16 protein-coding genes are annotated in these 14,751 nt (G+C 64.3%); 6 read left to right on the top strand and 10 right to left on the bottom strand.

The features are described 5' to 3' along the window. Positions 1-127: 127 nt before the first annotated feature. Both C3E77_RS03605 and C3E77_RS03600 read left to right on the top strand, forming a co-directional pair. Positions 128-922 carry a glycosyltransferase gene (locus C3E77_RS03605; RefSeq protein WP_234031281.1) on the top strand — a complete coding sequence of 265 codons (795 nt, stop codon included), beginning with the start codon at positions 128-130 and terminating at the stop codon, positions 920-922. Further along, the gene (locus tag C3E77_RS03600) at positions 919-1,848 is read left to right on the top strand and encodes a glycosyltransferase (protein ID WP_108390378.1); all 930 of its coding nucleotides are present in this window, start codon (positions 919-921) and stop codon (positions 1,846-1,848) included. Before C3E77_RS03605 ends, C3E77_RS03600 begins: the two co-directional genes overlap by 4 nt. Here C3E77_RS03600 and C3E77_RS03595 read toward each other — a convergent pair. The 5 genes from C3E77_RS03595 to C3E77_RS03575 are packed head-to-tail and all read right to left on the bottom strand — an operon-like array spanning position 1,845 to position 6,494. Beyond that, complete coding sequence (locus C3E77_RS03595) at positions 1,845-3,128, bottom strand: lipopolysaccharide biosynthesis protein (RefSeq protein ID WP_162924901.1); 1,284 nt, start codon at positions 3,126-3,128, stop codon at positions 1,845-1,847. The genes C3E77_RS03600 and C3E77_RS03595 overlap by 4 nt on opposite strands. Beyond that, on the bottom strand, positions 3,115-3,990 hold the full coding sequence (rfbA, locus tag C3E77_RS03590) for a glucose-1-phosphate thymidylyltransferase RfbA (protein WP_108390376.1): 876 nt from the start codon (positions 3,988-3,990) through the stop codon (positions 3,115-3,117). Before rfbA ends, C3E77_RS03595 begins: the two co-directional genes overlap by 14 nt. Next, positions 3,990-4,607: a dTDP-4-dehydrorhamnose 3,5-epimerase family protein gene (locus C3E77_RS03585; RefSeq protein ID WP_108390375.1), complete on the bottom strand. Its 618-nt coding sequence runs from the start codon at positions 4,605-4,607 to the stop codon at positions 3,990-3,992. Before C3E77_RS03585 ends, rfbA begins: the two co-directional genes overlap by 1 nt. A gap of 55 nt (positions 4,608-4,662) precedes the next feature. Beyond that, on the bottom strand, positions 4,663-5,517 hold the full coding sequence (locus C3E77_RS03580) for a glycosyltransferase (protein ID WP_108390374.1): 855 nt from the start codon (positions 5,515-5,517) through the stop codon (positions 4,663-4,665). After that, positions 5,514-6,494 (bottom strand): glycosyltransferase family 2 protein, encoded by a 981-nt coding sequence (locus C3E77_RS03575; protein WP_108393012.1) that lies wholly within the window; start codon positions 6,492-6,494, stop codon positions 5,514-5,516. Before C3E77_RS03575 ends, C3E77_RS03580 begins: the two co-directional genes overlap by 4 nt. 164 nt (positions 6,495-6,658) lie before the next feature. Here C3E77_RS03575 and rfbD point away from each other — a divergent pair, with 164 nt between their 5' ends. The 3 genes from rfbD to galU are packed head-to-tail and all read left to right on the top strand — an operon-like array spanning position 6,659 to position 9,585. Beyond that, complete coding sequence (gene rfbD, locus C3E77_RS03570; RefSeq protein ID WP_108390373.1) at positions 6,659-7,522, top strand: dTDP-4-dehydrorhamnose reductase; 864 nt, start codon at positions 6,659-6,661, stop codon at positions 7,520-7,522. Positions 7,523-7,532: 10 nt separating this feature from the next. Beyond that, a complete protein-coding gene (locus tag C3E77_RS03565; protein ID WP_108390372.1) occupies positions 7,533-8,669 on the top strand; it encodes a glycosyltransferase family 4 protein in 1,137 nt (378 codons plus the stop codon). Positions 8,670-8,691: 22 nt separating this feature from the next. Next, positions 8,692-9,585 carry a UTP--glucose-1-phosphate uridylyltransferase GalU gene (gene galU, locus C3E77_RS03560; RefSeq protein ID WP_108390371.1) on the top strand — a complete coding sequence of 298 codons (894 nt, stop codon included), beginning with the start codon at positions 8,692-8,694 and terminating at the stop codon, positions 9,583-9,585. On the opposite strand, the gene C3E77_RS03555 is transcribed toward galU, so the two are convergent. The 3 genes from C3E77_RS03555 to C3E77_RS03545 are packed head-to-tail and all read right to left on the bottom strand — an operon-like array spanning position 9,582 to position 12,603. Then, complete coding sequence (locus C3E77_RS03555) at positions 9,582-10,946, bottom strand: LCP family glycopolymer transferase (RefSeq protein ID WP_108390370.1); 1,365 nt, start codon at positions 10,944-10,946, stop codon at positions 9,582-9,584. The two genes, galU and C3E77_RS03555, sit on opposite strands and share 4 nt — an antisense overlap. Then, on the bottom strand, positions 10,943-11,452 hold the full coding sequence (gene purE, locus C3E77_RS03550; protein WP_108390369.1) for a 5-(carboxyamino)imidazole ribonucleotide mutase: 510 nt from the start codon (positions 11,450-11,452) through the stop codon (positions 10,943-10,945). Before purE ends, C3E77_RS03555 begins: the two co-directional genes overlap by 4 nt. Positions 11,453-11,469: 17 nt before the next feature. Beyond that, on the bottom strand, positions 11,470-12,603 hold the full coding sequence (locus C3E77_RS03545) for a 5-(carboxyamino)imidazole ribonucleotide synthase (protein ID WP_257791020.1): 1,134 nt from the start codon (positions 12,601-12,603) through the stop codon (positions 11,470-11,472). Positions 12,604-12,754: 151 nt separating this feature from the next. Here C3E77_RS03545 and C3E77_RS03540 point away from each other — a divergent pair, with 151 nt between their 5' ends. Further along, positions 12,755-13,279, top strand: a complete 525-nt coding sequence (locus tag C3E77_RS03540; RefSeq protein ID WP_108390367.1) for a GtrA family protein — start codon at positions 12,755-12,757, stop codon at positions 13,277-13,279. Here the strand turns inward: C3E77_RS03540 and C3E77_RS03535 are convergent. Together C3E77_RS03535 and C3E77_RS03530 are read right to left on the bottom strand one after the other, a co-directional pair. After that, positions 13,240-13,791: a PH domain-containing protein gene (locus C3E77_RS03535; RefSeq protein ID WP_232528896.1), complete on the bottom strand. Its 552-nt coding sequence runs from the start codon at positions 13,789-13,791 to the stop codon at positions 13,240-13,242. The genes C3E77_RS03540 and C3E77_RS03535 overlap by 40 nt on opposite strands. Positions 13,792-13,889: 98 nt before the next feature. Continuing rightward, a complete protein-coding gene (locus C3E77_RS03530; RefSeq protein WP_108390366.1) occupies positions 13,890-14,708 on the bottom strand; it encodes a biotin--[acetyl-CoA-carboxylase] ligase in 819 nt (272 codons plus the stop codon). Positions 14,709-14,751 lie beyond the last annotated feature (43 nt).

Raw genomic sequence — 14,751 nt, 5'->3', positions numbered from 1 at the left:
TATGACATGCCCATGTGTCCAAGCCGGATGTCGGGGTTCTGCGCGCCGGGAGGCCCAATCTGGGGCTGGGAACTGTCGACTACGCTATTGGGACGCAGGGTTTACGTGCCCGCAATCGAGGAGGAACATGGCTGAGATGGCTGACGGACCACAAGTATCCGTTTGCATGGCCGCATACAACGGCTCACAATTCATCGAAGACCAGGTACATTCGATCCTCTCCCAGCTCGGCGATTCCGACGAACTGATCATCATCGATGACTGCTCTACCGACGATACGGTCGAGCACGTGAAGCTAATCGATGACGATCGCATCCGCCTTCTTCTGAACGAATCGAACATCGGCTACGTGAAGACCTTCGACCGTGCCCTCCGTGCGTCGCGGGGCAGGTATGTTTTCCTGGCGGATCAGGACGACCTGTGGCCGGCGGGGCGTGTCGAAGCCATGACGAAGGCCCTGGAATCCGCGGACGTCGTTGCGGGGAATCTGGAAATTCTCGGGCAGCCAGGTCAGCGCACACCGTCGCCACTCCGGGCGGAGCAAAGCGACCAGCACCTCCTGAACATCGTGAATACCCTCGCGGATCGCCGCGGATACTGGGGCTGCGCGATGGGGGTCCGACAGGACTTTCTGCGAATCGCGACGCCGCTTCCCGCTCCCCTCTTCGAATCGCACGACCTCTGGCTGGCGCTCCTCGGCAATGCGACAGGCTCGATCTCGCACCTCGAACAAACGGTCACTCTGCGGCGAATTCACGAACACAACGCAACGCCATTGAAGCGGAGAAGCATTCCGCGTCGGATTCGAAGCCGCGTCATGCTCATTCAATGCCTGCTGATCGGAATGCGCCGGGCGCGCCTCGCCGGCTGGACCAGCCGGTCACAGCAGCTGAACGCTGAGAAACATGGAAGCCACGCGTGAGTGCAACCGTAACGGCGGTCATCAGTTCCTTCCGCCCGGCCGAATCCCTCATCCCGAACGTCGATTCCATCAGGCACCAGGTCGGGCGTGTCATCGTCGTCGACGACGGGAGCGGGCCGGACTTCGATGACACCCTCTCGGCGGTGGCCGCCATGGGCGCAGAGGTCATCCGACTGCCCGAGAACCTCGGGATCGCCCACGCGCTCAACGCAGGGCTTGATGAAGCTCGCTCCGGCGGTGCCGACTTCGTTGTGACGTTCGACCAGGACTCATCGGTTCAGGACGGTTTTGTGGACCGGCTCATGGGGGCGTGGCGACTCGGCGTTGACTCGGGTCACCGCATCGGATTCGTGGTACCGGAGTTCTTCGGCGACGTCCGGCAGGCTACCCGCCGCGACCGGCAGGGGGTTCTTCGCACCGATCGCACGATCCAATCCGGGATGCTGATACCGTTCTCCACGATCGACACCGTTGGCACGTTCCTCAGCGAGCTTTTCATCGATCTCGTCGACACCGATTTCGAACTCCGTTGCGACACGGCGGGCCTGCCTGGTGCCGCCGCTGCCGGGTTGCGTTTCGAGCATGCGCTTGGCGGCCAGTATCGGGACCACCTGTTCCCTGCAGGAAGCCGCTTCCCGCTCGCCACCATCACCCTCAGCACACCGTTCCGGTATTACTACAGGGCTCGAAACCGGATCGTCATCAATAAGATCCACGGCCGACAGCACCCGCTCCGCCTCGCTCGCGACACAGTCTTCGACGTCATCCACTTCGTGAGAGCAGCCCTCATCGCCCGTCCGAGACGCATCCTCCTGTCGATGTACCGACGCGCCATTCGCGACGCGGTCCGGGGCAAGCTGGGCCGAGCACCGGATGCCGTGATGGCAATGGGCAAAAGAGTCAGCTGGGCAGCGGACAAGCTTTAGGCCAGTTGCGCGGGCTTCTTGTCCGGCTCGTTCATAATTCGCAGCGCGGGGCCCGCGAGCAACACCAGGGTCGTGAATTCCGCGGCGGCGACCCCGCCGGCGATAACAGCCTCGGATCCGACCGACGCACCGATAAGCATCACGGTGACACCGACGACGGCAGCAGCGGTCGTCGCAGACAGGACCATCCGGAAGCGACCGGCGGGAATCAGCGCATTTCTGATGAACGGGGTGGACGACGATATGCAGAAGAACGCTACCCCGAAGAGCACGCTCGGCGCTGACCGTCCCGCGACGTCCGCTCCGAACACAACCGCAGTGGCCCATGGGCCAAGGATCGCGATCCCGAGACCGCCAACGACGCCGAGGACGACGTGCGACAGCAGCGCTGCCCTGTGCCTCTGGCGATGCGAGGCCGCCGACGGATCCAGGACCCAGGACTGAAAGGCGTTGCCGAACGCCATCACGGCCAGGATTCCCACACGGTAGACCCTGTCGGTCGAACCAAAAGAGCTTGCCTGAACTGCGCTGAGCCCGACAGTGGCGATGGGGATGGCCGTCGATCCATAGAGGTTGCCAACCGCGTCGATCCCTGCCGTCGGCACGAGACCGCGAAGGACACCGCGAACCTCCCTGGCAGAAAGCCGCGGCAGATTGAGACCCTTGAGGGTCGCCCACGCGTGCGCGGCAACCCCGGCGACAACAAAAACGCCGAGCAGAACCGGATAAGCGGTGACGCTCCCCGTCGCCAGGATGATCGGGATGGCAATCACAGACGCAGCGAGCTTCGGCGCCGCGTCGAAGAGCATGAGGAGGTCCGGTCGCCCCGATCCGATGCAGAACCACGCGGGTGTGAGTCCGCCAACCGCCATAGCGAGCGCGACGAGGATTGCATCGAGGTTGACGCCAGGGCCGGTAACCAGCCAGGTCACGAGGGCAACCACCGGCAGAACCAGGCCCGTCAGGACGAGGCGAGACCACAGGCTCTCGCGCAGGATGGCCGCGCGTGTTCGGCGATCAGGGTTTCTCGCCACCCGGACAGGCCCAATGACTCCCCAGCCGAACTGGATGGCAACCATGCCGAGCATCCCGATGGACTGGCCGGCCAGGAAATCGCCCCAACCTTCTTCACCCGTCACTCGCGACACGACGGGCAGGACGAGGAATGGTGCAACGGCCGACAGAATCGGTGCCCCGCTGAAACCCGCGAGCCTCATCAGGAATGCGGGCGCCTGCCCCCGTTGCCGTTGCGACGGGGGCGTCGGGTTACCACCGGTCATTGCTGGTGAGCAGTCCGTTCAGATAGGCGCCGTATCCGCTCTTGACGAGGGCGGTCCCGTGCTCGGCGAGCTTCTCGTCGTCGATCCACCCGTTGCGCCAGGCAATCTCCTCGATGCACCCGATCTTGAACCCCTGCCGCTCCTCGATCACACGCACGTAGTCAGCGGCCTGCATCATCGACTCGAATGTGCCGGTGTCGAGCCAGGCCGTGCCACGATCGAGAGCCTGCACCCGAAGCGTTCCCGCCTCAAGATAACGCTCATTGATCGTCGAGATCTCGAGCTCGCCCCGTGCGCTCGGCTCGATGGTCTTCGCGATCTCCACGACATCGTTGTCGTAGAAGTACAGGCCGGGAACCGCGTAGTTGCTCTTGGGCTTTACCGGCTTCTCCTCGATGCTGACGACCCGTCGCTGGTCGTCGAACTCGACGACGCCATAGGCGGCCGGATTTGACACGTGGTACGCGAAGATCAGCGCGCCGTTGAGGTCACTGTGACCCTGCAGCGCTGTTCCGAGCCCCGACCCGTGGAAAATATTGTCGCCGAGAACCAGCGCAACTGACTCGTCACCGATGAACTCCTCACCGATGAGAAATGCCTGTGCGAGACCGTCCGGCGAAGGCTGGATGGCGTACTCGAGCGAAATACCGAGCTCTGAACCGTCTCCGAGCAGGTTCCGGAACTGTTCGTTGTACTCGGGCGTCGTGATGATGAGGATCTCGCGAATCCCGGCCATCATGAGCGTCGACAGCGGGTAATAAATCATCGGCTTGTCATAGATCGGCATGAGCTGCTTCGAGATGCCCTTGGTGATGGGCCAGAGCCTGGTGCCCGACCCGCCAGCGAGAATGATTCCGCGCATTACTGGTTCTCCTTAGAGCCACTGAGGGACGCTACAAACGCTGTCGCTGCTTCCCACGTTGGCAGCAGGCCGGATTCCGCCGCTTCGGCCAGCGTCGGGGCCTCGATGTCCTTCGCCGACAACAGAAGCTCATCGGCGGGGATCGGAAGCTCAAGGCCGATGGCCGGGTCGAGGGGATTGATTCCGTGCTCGCGACCCGGGCTGTACACATCGGTGACGAGGTAGCTGACTGTCGCGTCATCCGTCAACGCAACGAAGCAGTGCCCGAGACCCTCGGACAGGAAGATTGCGCGGCGGTCTTCGGTGTCGAGAAGCACCGAATCCCATTGTCCGAACGTTGGCGATCCCACCCTGATGTCCACAACGAAGTCGAGAACAGCACCGTTCAGCGCGGTCACATACTTCGCCTGGCCCCGGGGCACATCGGCGAAGTGGATGCCACGGACGGCACCACGCTTCGACACTGAGGTATTGCCCTGGCGCAGGTCGACCGACCGACCGGTCGCCTCGGTGAGCTTGTCAAACCGATACCACTCAAAGAACATCCCCCGATCGTCCCTGAGGAGATTCGGTGTGATCTCGTAGCTGCCCGGGACGCTCAACTCGCGGATATCCATCCGGCAACTCTATCAAGCGGCCGACGGTGAACCGGTCACGCACCGCCCGCCCACGTCAGCTGGTGCGGTCGAGGAAGTTCCGGTGAATGATCGAGCGGTACAGCGTCTTTCGGACCGCGACGGGCACGAACCTGTACAGACCCCGAACCGTGATGTTTCTGGCGAACTGCAACCTGGAGGTGAAACCCGACCTGCGAAGCGCACGTTGCAGGCTCCACTCGGCCTGGAACTGCTTCACGCCGCCACGGCGCGCGTACGCTCCCGCGCCGACCCGGTACATGACGAGAGGGTCGGGGATGTTGTCCACCCTGGCTCCCGAGTGAATCATCCGGGCGAACAACCAGTAATCCTCCATGAGGCCGATCTCCTCATACCCGCCAGCCGCGAGGACGGCCTCACGCCGGTACATCACTGTCGGGTGGTTGAAGGGGTCGTGGAAGCGCGCATATGCGGCGATCGCCTCCGAACCAATCGGTGGCGTGCGGCGGCCGATGACAATGCTTGAGTCGTCGGCAAACTCGAACATGCCGGTTCCCACCATGTCGAGACCCGCCCGCATTCGTTCGAGTTGTCTCTCAAACCTGTCCGGCAGGGAGATATCGTCGGCGTCCATGCGTGCGACGACGTCGTTGGAACAGGCGTCAAGTCCGACGGTCAGTGCGTTGGCCAGTCCCCCGCGGTCGCTGATCCGGACGATCCGCACCGGGACCTTGGACGATGAGACGACGTCAGTGATGGCCGAGGCGAGCGAAGCGGGCAACTGACCGTCCTCAACGAGGACAACCTCGCTGGGGGGCACGGTCTGGGTGTTCACTGAACTTGTGAACGCCCGCCTGAAGTGTTCCGGATTGTCCTTGCCGTACACCGGAAGCAGCAGGGAGAAGGGGGTGTTCTCCCCCTCGCGGCTCATGCCGCACGCCCATCGACCGCCGCCAGGACGTCATCCGGCACACCTGCCTCGCGAAGAGCCGCCGAGTTGGGCCGCGGCCGCGCTGAGAAACCTTCCCGCAGGCCGGTAACGAGGCCGTCCCGGAGTGTCGCTCGATCCGCCGAACGAAGGAAGGTCACAATCCACCGGCGAACTGAGGCTCCTGCGTAGACCAGCTTCTCCCCCGGCCGCAACGCAGCGGATGCCCGGAAAAGCCATACCTTGTTCCGAACCTCGAGCCGGAAGCGGGGACCAGGATCGGCGTCTGTCGACGCGAGCGCCTTCGTTTTGTGGACAACGACGCTCGACGGGACAGAGAGCCCCCGTCCCTCCCGCAGAATCCGCGAGCTGAATTCGAAATCATCGTTCCAGAGGAAGTAGTCGACGATGGGGAGCCCGAGTCGCCTGACGACGTCGGCACGATACATCGAGGACACGAACGAGAGCGAGCGAACAGGCTGGGCCTGGACGACGGCGGCGAATTCCTTCTCCTCGGATTTCGCGAATGGGTTCGGGCGCGGCGTGTTCATGGGGTGGTCACTTCCGTCGGTCCACACCACCCGCGATCCCACGGCAACCAGGTCCGGGCCAGGGTATCGGTCGATCGCGTTCACCATCTCCGCGAGGGCACTCTCGGTGGGTACTGTGTCATCATCCATGACCCAGATCCAGTCGGGCTCATGGCGCTGGAGCGCAGCCGCCATACCCACGGCGAATCCACCGGCGCCGCCCGTGTTCCTGGTTAATCTGATCAACGTTGCCCCGGGAGCCGACGAGCGTGCAACGTCGGCTGAGCCGTCGGTCGACGCGTTATCCACGACCACTATGTCGTCGACCGGTCGGGTCTGTGACTGCAGCGCGGTCAGGACTTCACTGAGAAGCTGCCGTCGGTTGTAGGCGACCACCACAGCGACAACCCGGGGATCCTCAACCACTCCTTCAGTACCTCTCCTCTTCATGACAACTCTGAAGTGTACCTTGTGTTCCCTGAGCGACACGGGCGCGCGAGCGGCTCCGCGGACCTCCACCCGGCAGCGCGACATTCCGTCGAGCGGCCTGGCCACGCAGGAACTGCCGGGTACCAGCAAATAGAATCGACGAGACTCTCACGAAGGAAGTATCTGTGCGCTATCTCATCACCGGGGCATCCGGCATGCTCGGAACCGATCTCCAGAAGGCCCTCGCCGGTCGCGACGTAACAGCACTGGGCCGCACCGAGCTCGACGTGACGGACATCGATGCGGTGCGCGCCGCGGTGGCCGGGAACGACGTCGTCATCAACGCCGCCGCGTACACCAAAGTCGACGACGCCGAGTCGCACGAAGATGCAGCGTTCGCGGTCAACGCGACTGGAGCGAAGAACCTCGCGGGGGCCGCGAGGGAAGCCGGCGCCAGACTCGTTCAGGTGTCGACCGACTATGTCTTCAGAGGAGACGCGTCGGCTCCCTATACAGAGGACTCACCGCGCGACCCCATTTCGGCATACGGTCGGACCAAGGCAGCGGGCGAAGTGGCGGCGCTGGCAGAGCACCCGGACGGCACGTATATCGTTCGCACCGCGTGGCTCTACGGCGAGCACGGTCCCAACTTCGCCGCCACCATGCTCCGACTCGCCGCAACCCACCCCACCGTGAGCGTTGTCACCGACCAGCTCGGGCAGCCGACCTGGACGGCTGACCTCGCCTCGCAGATCGTTTCCCTGGTCGACGCTGAAGCGCCAGCCGGCATTTACCACGGCACAAACGGGGGCGAGGCTTCCTGGTTCGATTTCACACGGGCGATTTTCGAAGAGGTTGGCCTGGATCCTGAGCGGGTGAAGCCCACCGATTCGTCCGCGTTCGTACGGCCGGCCCCTCGCCCCGCGTACTCCGTACTTGGACACGACGCATGGCGCACCGCTGGACTCGCCCCGATGAGGCACTGGCGCCAGGCGCTCGCTGACGCGGTAGCCACTGGCGCCGTCACCCCTCCAGCACCGGCCGAATAGGACTCCCCCGATGGCAACAACGCTCAGGGTGATCGTCGACCAGATGGTCACGCCCCTCCCGAACGGCATCTCCCGGTACACAGAAGAGCTCACGCGCGCGCTCGTGCAAACCGCCCCGCGCGGGTGCACCGTTGAGGGAATCATCTCAGCGTTACCCCCGGAGAAAATCGCAGCGGTCGAGGCGGCGCTTCCCGGGCTTTCACAGCTTCATCGCACCACCCTGCCCCGGCGGGAGCTGGCCGCGGCATGGCAGCTGGGCATCGTCCCTTCCCTCGGCACAGGAATGATCCACTCACCGAGCCTGCTCGCTCCGCTGCACCGCCACGATCGGGAGTTCGACGCGACCCAGATGGTCGTCACGCTCCACGACACCCTGCCGTGGACCCATCCGAAGTCCCTGACGCCGACGAGCGTCGCGTGGCACAAGGCCATGCTCAAGCGGGCGAGGAAACACGCGGACGCAATCGTCGTCCCGACCCACGCCGTCGCCGAGCAGCTGGGTGAACTGGTTGACCTCGGTGACCGGGTCCGGGTGATTTCCGGCGCTGTTGCTTCTGGGCTGAAACTTCCGGCCGATGCCGACCTGCGTGCAGCGACTCTCGACCTCCCGGCGGAGTACATTCTCACTGTTGGTTCTCTTGACCCGCGACGTGGCATCACGTCCCTGATCAACGGGCTCGGCACTCCAGGCGCCCCGGACCTGCCCTTGCTCGTTCTCGGCTCCGATACCTGGGGTGACCTGTCCCTCGCGGTCGTTGCTGACGAGGCTGGCCTGCCTGAGGGACGGGTCCGGGCGCTGGGGTACCTCTCTGACGATGACCTGGCCGTTGTCCTCGCGCGGGCCTCCGTCTTCGTCTACCCGAGCCTGCAAGAGGGTTTCGGATTGCCACTGATTGAGGCATTCTCGTTCGGCACTCCAGTGGTGCACTCCGATGACCCGGCGCTGATGGAGGTTGCCGGCGGCGCCGGTATCGCTGTGGAGCGCGGCAAGAAGGGGTACGGTGAACGACTCGTGGATGCCGTGTCATCCGTCCTGTCCGACACTGAACGCGCTGGGCGAATGCGGATCATCGGCCAGGACCGCGCGCGGGCGTTCAGCTGGAGAGACTCTGCCGAGCGGGTGTGGGCGCTGCACGCCGATCTGTAATTGCTGCGGCTACTCTGGGGAGATGCCTCAGCCAGTACGCAAAGTTGTTATTCCCGCAGCGGGACTCGGTACCCGGTTCCTGCCGGCAACGAAAGCGCTCCCGAAAGAGATGCTTCCCGTCGTCGATAAGCCAGCGATCCAGTATGTCGTCGAGGAGGCCGTCAGTGCCGGGCTCAACGATGTCCTGATGATCATCGGCCGCAACAAGAACGCGCTCGCGAACCACTTCGACCGGGTCACCGAACTCGAACTGGCGCTTGAGGAGAAGGGCGACGAGAAGCGGCTGAATCGCGTCGTCGAGTCGAGCGAGCTGGCTGATATCCACTTCCTGCGCCAGGGCGACCCGAAGGGTCTTGGCCACGCGGTGCTTCGCGCGCGCAGGCACGTCGGTGACGAACCGTTCGCGGTTCTGCTCGGCGATGACCTGATCGATGCCCGCGACCCGTTGCTCACGACGATGATCGAGGAGCAGGAAAGCCGTCAGGCGACGATCATCGCCCTGATGGAGGTCGACCCGGCAACGATCCAGATGTATGGGTGCGCCGCGGTCGAGGCGACGGACAATCCTGACGTGGTGAAGATCACCGGCCTGGTCGAGAAACCGGCGCCGGAAGACGCACCGTCTAACCTCGCGATCATCGGCCGGTATGTCCTGCGCCCGGAGATCTTCGACGTTCTCGAGACCACGGCACCTGGCAAGGGTGGCGAGATCCAGCTGACGGATGCCATGCAGGTCCTCGCGGCGGACGACTCGATCGCCGGCGGTGTTTACGGCGTCATCTTCCGTGGCCGACGCTACGACACCGGAGACCGCCTCGATTACATCAAGGCCATCATCCAGCTCGCCTCAGACCGCGACGACCTCGGGGCCGACCTCAAGCCCTGGATCAAGGAATTCGCCAGCAAACTCGACTAGTTCGACCCAGTCTCCGTCGGTTCCGGAGGAGACAGGTCCGCGCGGATCAGCGCCCGTATCTCTTCGAAGTCCGGGTCATCCTGATCGATGCCGTTCGCCGGCGTCAGCTCCACCGACGTGACCGGCTGCTCCTTCGACTTCATGGCGAGGTTGGTGAAGTAGCCGAGCATGTCCTGCGGCACGTCGGTCTTGACCACCTGGGTTCCTGCTTGCGCGATCGCCTGGAACTTGGTGAGCACGTTCACCGGCGTGAACTGCTGCAGAATGGCCGTCTGAAGCTCGCGCTGCCGTTGCATGCGATCGAAGTCATCCGATGAGTGTCTCGACCGCGCGTACCACTGGGCGTGGAAGCCGTCCAGTCGCTGCGTACCCGGCTCGATCCACTCTTCGACCCCAACGAGGTTCTCGTCCCCGCCGATGGGCAGTCGTTCCTTGACCGTGATCTCGACCCCGCCGAGCGCGTCGATGAGATCACTGAACCCCTGCATGTCGATGAGCGCGTAGTACTGGATCGTGAGGCCGGTAATGCCCTCTGCCGCTTCCTTCGTCGCCTCGATACCCGGAGTCGAACCGGTCGACGTCGCATCCGGATACAGGTCGTCGTGTCGCAACTCAGCCTCGGTGTACACGGAGTTCAGCTTGCACACGCTCACATCGCAGTTGCGATATCCGTTGGGATACAGCTTCGCCATCGGCGAATCAGCCGAGAACCGCACCTTGCGCATGTCCCGCGGCAGCCCGATCATCGTCACCCGGCCGGTGTCGGCATCGATCGAGACCACCGAGAGGCTGTCCGGCCGCAGTCCTTCGCGGTCGGGACCGGCGTCTCCGCCGAGCAGGAGAATGTTGTAACGGCCGTCGACGGGGGGAACCGAGGCGGCCCCGGTCCCGAAGATCGAACTCAGCGTGCCACGCGCGACACCGGCGTAGTACGCCCCTGCCGTTGCGGTGCCGACGGATGCCACCAGCAGAATTACGGTGAACGCGGCAATCCAGAAGCGCGAACCCGGCCGGGCGCGCACGAGTCGCACAAGCCTCAGCGTGTCGATGGTGAGCACGAACCACAACGCGGCATATCCAACCAGCAGCGCCTGCGCACCGGTCAGTGCGAACGAGTTCGTCACGATGGACAGCGTCGCGGTGCGCCAGAGCGAGTACGCGACAATGACGACGGCAACGATCAGCCAGAGAGTCAGCGTCGCCGCGAGTCCGATCCGGCCGAGCTTGCGGTTGCCGGCGAGTACCTGAGGCGCCCCGGGAATGAGGAAGTTGAGCACGACGAGCCACCATGCCCGTCGGGTCATCAGTGCTGGTGCGCCGATGTCCGGATAGCGAATCGGGCTCGCGGGGTAAACGCTCATAGCTTGTGGTGAAGTGCCTGATTCTTCGCCTCGACCTGTTCGGCCAGGTCGGCCTGATACTCCGTCATCCTGTCGAGAAGCGTGTCGTCAGACGTCCCGAGGATTCGAACGGCGAGGAGCGCGGCGTTCTTCGCTCCGCCGATGGACACCGTCGCAACGGGCACCCCGGCTGGCATTTGCACGATCGACAGCAACGAATCCATCCCGTCAAGCCGCGCGAGCGACACAGGGACACCGATGACGGGAAGTGGCGTGACGGAAGCGAGCATGCCGGGCAGATGCGCCGCGCCCCCCGCCCCGGCGATGATCGCCTGAAGGCCGCGAGCGCGGGCATCCCGCCCATAGGAAATCATCTTTTCGGGAGTGCGGTGAGCGCTCACCACCTCGACCTCATGATCGATACCGAAGTCGCTGAGCACCGCTGACGCATCGGCCATGACGGACCAGTCCGAATCGCTGCCCATGACAAGTCCGACACGGGGGCGCTCTGAAGCGGAGTGTGACATGGGGTCCATGCTATTTGTCAGTCCTGAAAAAATGCCGCTGCGGCACGCGCCTGGTAGACAACGTCATCGAGGTCGTCGCCTGCCGCGTTGACATGCCCGACTTTGCGGCCGGGCCTCGGGTCCTTGCCGTAGTTGTGGATTTTCACCGTTGGATGAATCTCCATGGCATCCGCGTAACGATCCGTCAGCGTGCCGACGCTCGGGCCGCCGAGAATATTGACCATCGCGGTGTGCGGCTGCGTGCATCCTGTCGCCCCGAGCGGAAGGTCGAGCACAGCGCGAAGGTGCTGCTCGAACTGGCTCGTCGTCGATCCGTCCTGGGTCCAGTGTCCGGAATTGTGCGGGCGCATGGCGAGTTCGTTGACCAGCAGCCGGTCGTCGGTCGTCTCGAAAAGCTCGACGGCGAAAACGCCGGTAACTCCAAGACCGGATGCCACATCGCCCGCGATCTGCGCGGCAACGTCGGCGACACGTCCGGCGGACGCGGGGGCCGGTGCGATCACTTCGGCGCAGACACCGTCACGCTGAACCGATTCCACGACGGGCCAGAAGACGATGTCACCGGACGGCCGACGGGCGGCAAGCTGCGCCAGTTCACGCCGGAATTCAACGAGTTCCTCGACGAGCAGGCCGTCATCCGATCCGCTTTCCGCGACGGCGGCGAACCAGTCGGTCGCCTCGTGGGCAGCGGACACCACGCGAACGCCCTTGCCGTCATAGCCCCCGCGTGGCGTCTTGAGCACTGCCCGCCCACCGTTGTCATCGAGGAAGCGCTGAAGCTCGTCCTCCGTCCTCACCCGCGCCCAGATCGGTACAGGGAGCCCGAGTTCGGAGAGCTTCTCGCGCATCAACAGCTTGTCCTGTGCGTAGAGCAACGCGTCTGGTCCAGGGTGAACCGCCACGCCGCGGTCGACGAGCTGCCTCAGGATCTTCTGCGGGACGTGTTCGTGATCGAACGTAATGACGTCGACGTCGTCGGCGAACCGCAGGACGGTCTCGGCGTCACGGTAATCGCCGATCTCGGTCGCCGCGAGTTGCGCCGCCATTCCCTCGGCTTCTGCAAGCACACGGATGTCGATACCAAGGTTCACCGCGGGCGGAACCATCATGCGGGCGAGCTGCCCGCCACCAATTACTCCAACACGGACCACGGGTCATCTCCAACGAACGGGACGGGATCGGAACAGGATCGGACTTTCAGTGGGCACAAGGTCCCGGCGGTTCCCTCTCACCGGTCGCATAAACTGCCTACGCGAACCCATCTTCGCGCATCGACGAGCCACCACCCAACCCGAGGTTTCCATGAGTTCAGCAGCACCCGGCCGTTTCCGCGGCCTGTTCGTGCAGCTGGCGCAATTTGGTCTGGTCGGTGCGGCCGGACTTCTCGTCGACCTCTCCGTCTTCAACGCGCTGCGGCTGACCGTGCTCTCCCCCGACGTCGTTCACACGGGCCCGCTTCTGGCGAAGGTCATCTCGACGCTTCTCGCAATCGCCGCCAACTGGATCGGCAACCGCTACTGGACGTTCCGCGCTCAGCGCCGCGATTCGACGGTCCGTGAGGGCGTCGAGTTCTTCGCCGTGAGCCTCGCCGGTATGGCGATCGGCCTCGGCTGCCTGTGGATCTCCCACTACGTCCTGGGTTTCACCTCGGTCCTCGCCGACAACATAGCGGCGAACGTCGTTGGCCTCGCCCTCGGCGCAATCTTCCGGTTCACGCTCTATCGCTACTGGGTGTTTGCACCGAGCCGCCAGGCATCCGCCCGCACTCGACCGAAGGATGCCGTCGGTCAGAAAGCCGTTGTGACGGTTCCCACCGAACCGGCGTGACCGGAGAGGAGTATCTGGTTCTTCTCGACCAGGTCCTGCAGCGCCTCGAGCACCGTGTCTGCACCGGGAACATCGCGGAGCACGATCGGCTTCTCGACCCCTGACGTGATGACGATGTCTCCCGAACGGAACGCGCTCTGCAGCCAGCTCCGCTTGAGCGCCACGTGATAGCCACGGCTGTGGAAGATCTCCCTGCGCTCACGAACGAAGAAGCCGCGGCGCATGATGATGCGACGCGTGGTGATCGTGCTGCGGCGATTGAGCCAGAACACGTAAGGGAGCAGCACCAGCGTCAGAAAGACGAGGACAGCGAGAACGACGACGAGCGCGCGGATCCAGGCTTCGGAAAAGATGCCGAACAGGTAGACGGTCGCTCCGGGGAGGGAAATGAAAATAAGGGCAGACCAGAACAGTGCTCGGGCGTTCGATCGCAAGCGGGCCACAACGCGCTCGGTCGGAACACTCGCCCGTCCGGCATCGGTGCCGGGCATGGCGCGCGTCTCATCGGTCATGTTCTATTCCTATCATTCCGCGCGAGCCGCGAAAGACAGCACCGCCGCCACGGTCAGGATCATCGGTGGTTCGCGGGTACCGCGGCTCTCCTCGGCCGTCAGGCGCGGGCTTCCGTGCGCAGGTGCGTGACGTCGCCGGCTGCGATCGGCGTTACGTCTGGCGAACCGTCGGCCTGGACCACGATCCGCCCCGAACTGTCGATGCCGCGAGCGATACCGGTAAGGATGTTGCCACCCGGCAATTCCACACGCACACGCTCACCGAGGGTGGAGCAGGATTCCGTCACCGCTTTCTGGAGGCCGCTCGCGGCGGCATCCCCCCGCGAATCCAGGAGGCTCTCGACGAGCGACCACAGCTCGCTGAGGTAATCGGACAGGATCCGGTCGGGGTCGGGTTCCGGCACTCCCTCGACGGCGAGCGACGTTGCCGTCGGAACCGGCAGGTCTTCATCGGAGATCGTCAGGTTGACGCCCGCGCCGATCACGACAGCCCCGGTCTCGGGATCGACGAGTTCCGAAAGCACACCGGAGATCTTGCTCCCGTCCACGAGCACGTCGTTGGGCCACTTGACCATCGCCGTCCCGAGCGAGCCAAGCGCGTTGTTCACGGCACGGGCCATCGCGAGCCCGGCGGCGAGCGGCAGCCAGCCGAGGGAGTCGAGCGGGAAGGTCGGGCCCGGCCTGACCAACACGGAGATGGCGAGCGACGCCCCGGCGGGGGCGGTCCACTGACGCCCGAGGCGACCGCGACCCGCTGTCTGGTTATCCGTCACGACAACAGAGAAGCTCGGCCAGTCAGCCGCACCCTGGCGTGCCCTCGCGACGAGTTCGTCGTTTGTCGACGTGCTTGTCTCGAGCACCTCAAGCCGCGAAGCGACGGCAGATGCGAGCGGAAAACGCGCAGAAGTGTTCGTCATGCGTTTCAGGGTACGCGGCGCCCGTGAACAAGACGACACCCGG

The sequence above is a fragment of the Mycetocola zhujimingii genome, assembly GCF_003065425.1.
Taxonomy (GTDB): Bacteria; Actinomycetota; Actinomycetes; order Actinomycetales; family Microbacteriaceae; genus Mycetocola_A; species Mycetocola_A zhujimingii.
The sequence above is the reverse complement of the archived record's forward strand: the minus strand, read 5'-3'. Positions and strand labels throughout refer to the sequence as shown.

Bases quoted from the DNA above. Each gene is read 5' to 3' on its own strand.
- C3E77_RS03530 (WP_108390366.1), bottom strand. From the start codon at position 14,708: ATGACGAACACTTCTGCGCGTTTTCCGCTCGCATCTGCCGTCGCTTCG.
- C3E77_RS03595 (WP_162924901.1), bottom strand. From the start codon at position 3,128: ATGACCGGTGGTAACCCGACGCCCCCGTCGCAACGGCAACGGGGGCAG.
- rfbA (WP_108390376.1), bottom strand. From the start codon at position 3,990: ATGCGCGGAATCATTCTCGCTGGCGGGTCGGGCACCAGGCTCTGGCCC.
- C3E77_RS03565 (WP_108390372.1), top strand. From the start codon at position 7,533: ATGGCAACAACGCTCAGGGTGATCGTCGACCAGATGGTCACGCCCCTC.
- C3E77_RS03555 (WP_108390370.1), bottom strand. From the start codon at position 10,946: ATGAGCGTTTACCCCGCGAGCCCGATTCGCTATCCGGACATCGGCGCA.
- C3E77_RS03585 (WP_108390375.1), bottom strand. From the start codon at position 4,607: ATGGATATCCGCGAGTTGAGCGTCCCGGGCAGCTACGAGATCACACCG.
- C3E77_RS03540 (WP_108390367.1), top strand. From the start codon at position 12,755: ATGAGTTCAGCAGCACCCGGCCGTTTCCGCGGCCTGTTCGTGCAGCTG.
- C3E77_RS03535 (WP_232528896.1), bottom strand. From the start codon at position 13,791: ATGACCGATGAGACGCGCGCCATGCCCGGCACCGATGCCGGACGGGCG.
- C3E77_RS03575 (WP_108393012.1), bottom strand. From the start codon at position 6,494: ATGAAGAGGAGAGGTACTGAAGGAGTGGTTGAGGATCCCCGGGTTGTC.
- C3E77_RS03580 (WP_108390374.1), bottom strand. From the start codon at position 5,517: ATGAGCCGCGAGGGGGAGAACACCCCCTTCTCCCTGCTGCTTCCGGTG.
- purE (WP_108390369.1), bottom strand. From the start codon at position 11,452: ATGTCACACTCCGCTTCAGAGCGCCCCCGTGTCGGACTTGTCATGGGC.
- C3E77_RS03605 (WP_234031281.1), top strand. From the start codon at position 128: ATGGCTGAGATGGCTGACGGACCACAAGTATCCGTTTGCATGGCCGCA.
- galU (WP_108390371.1), top strand. From the start codon at position 8,692: ATGCCTCAGCCAGTACGCAAAGTTGTTATTCCCGCAGCGGGACTCGGT.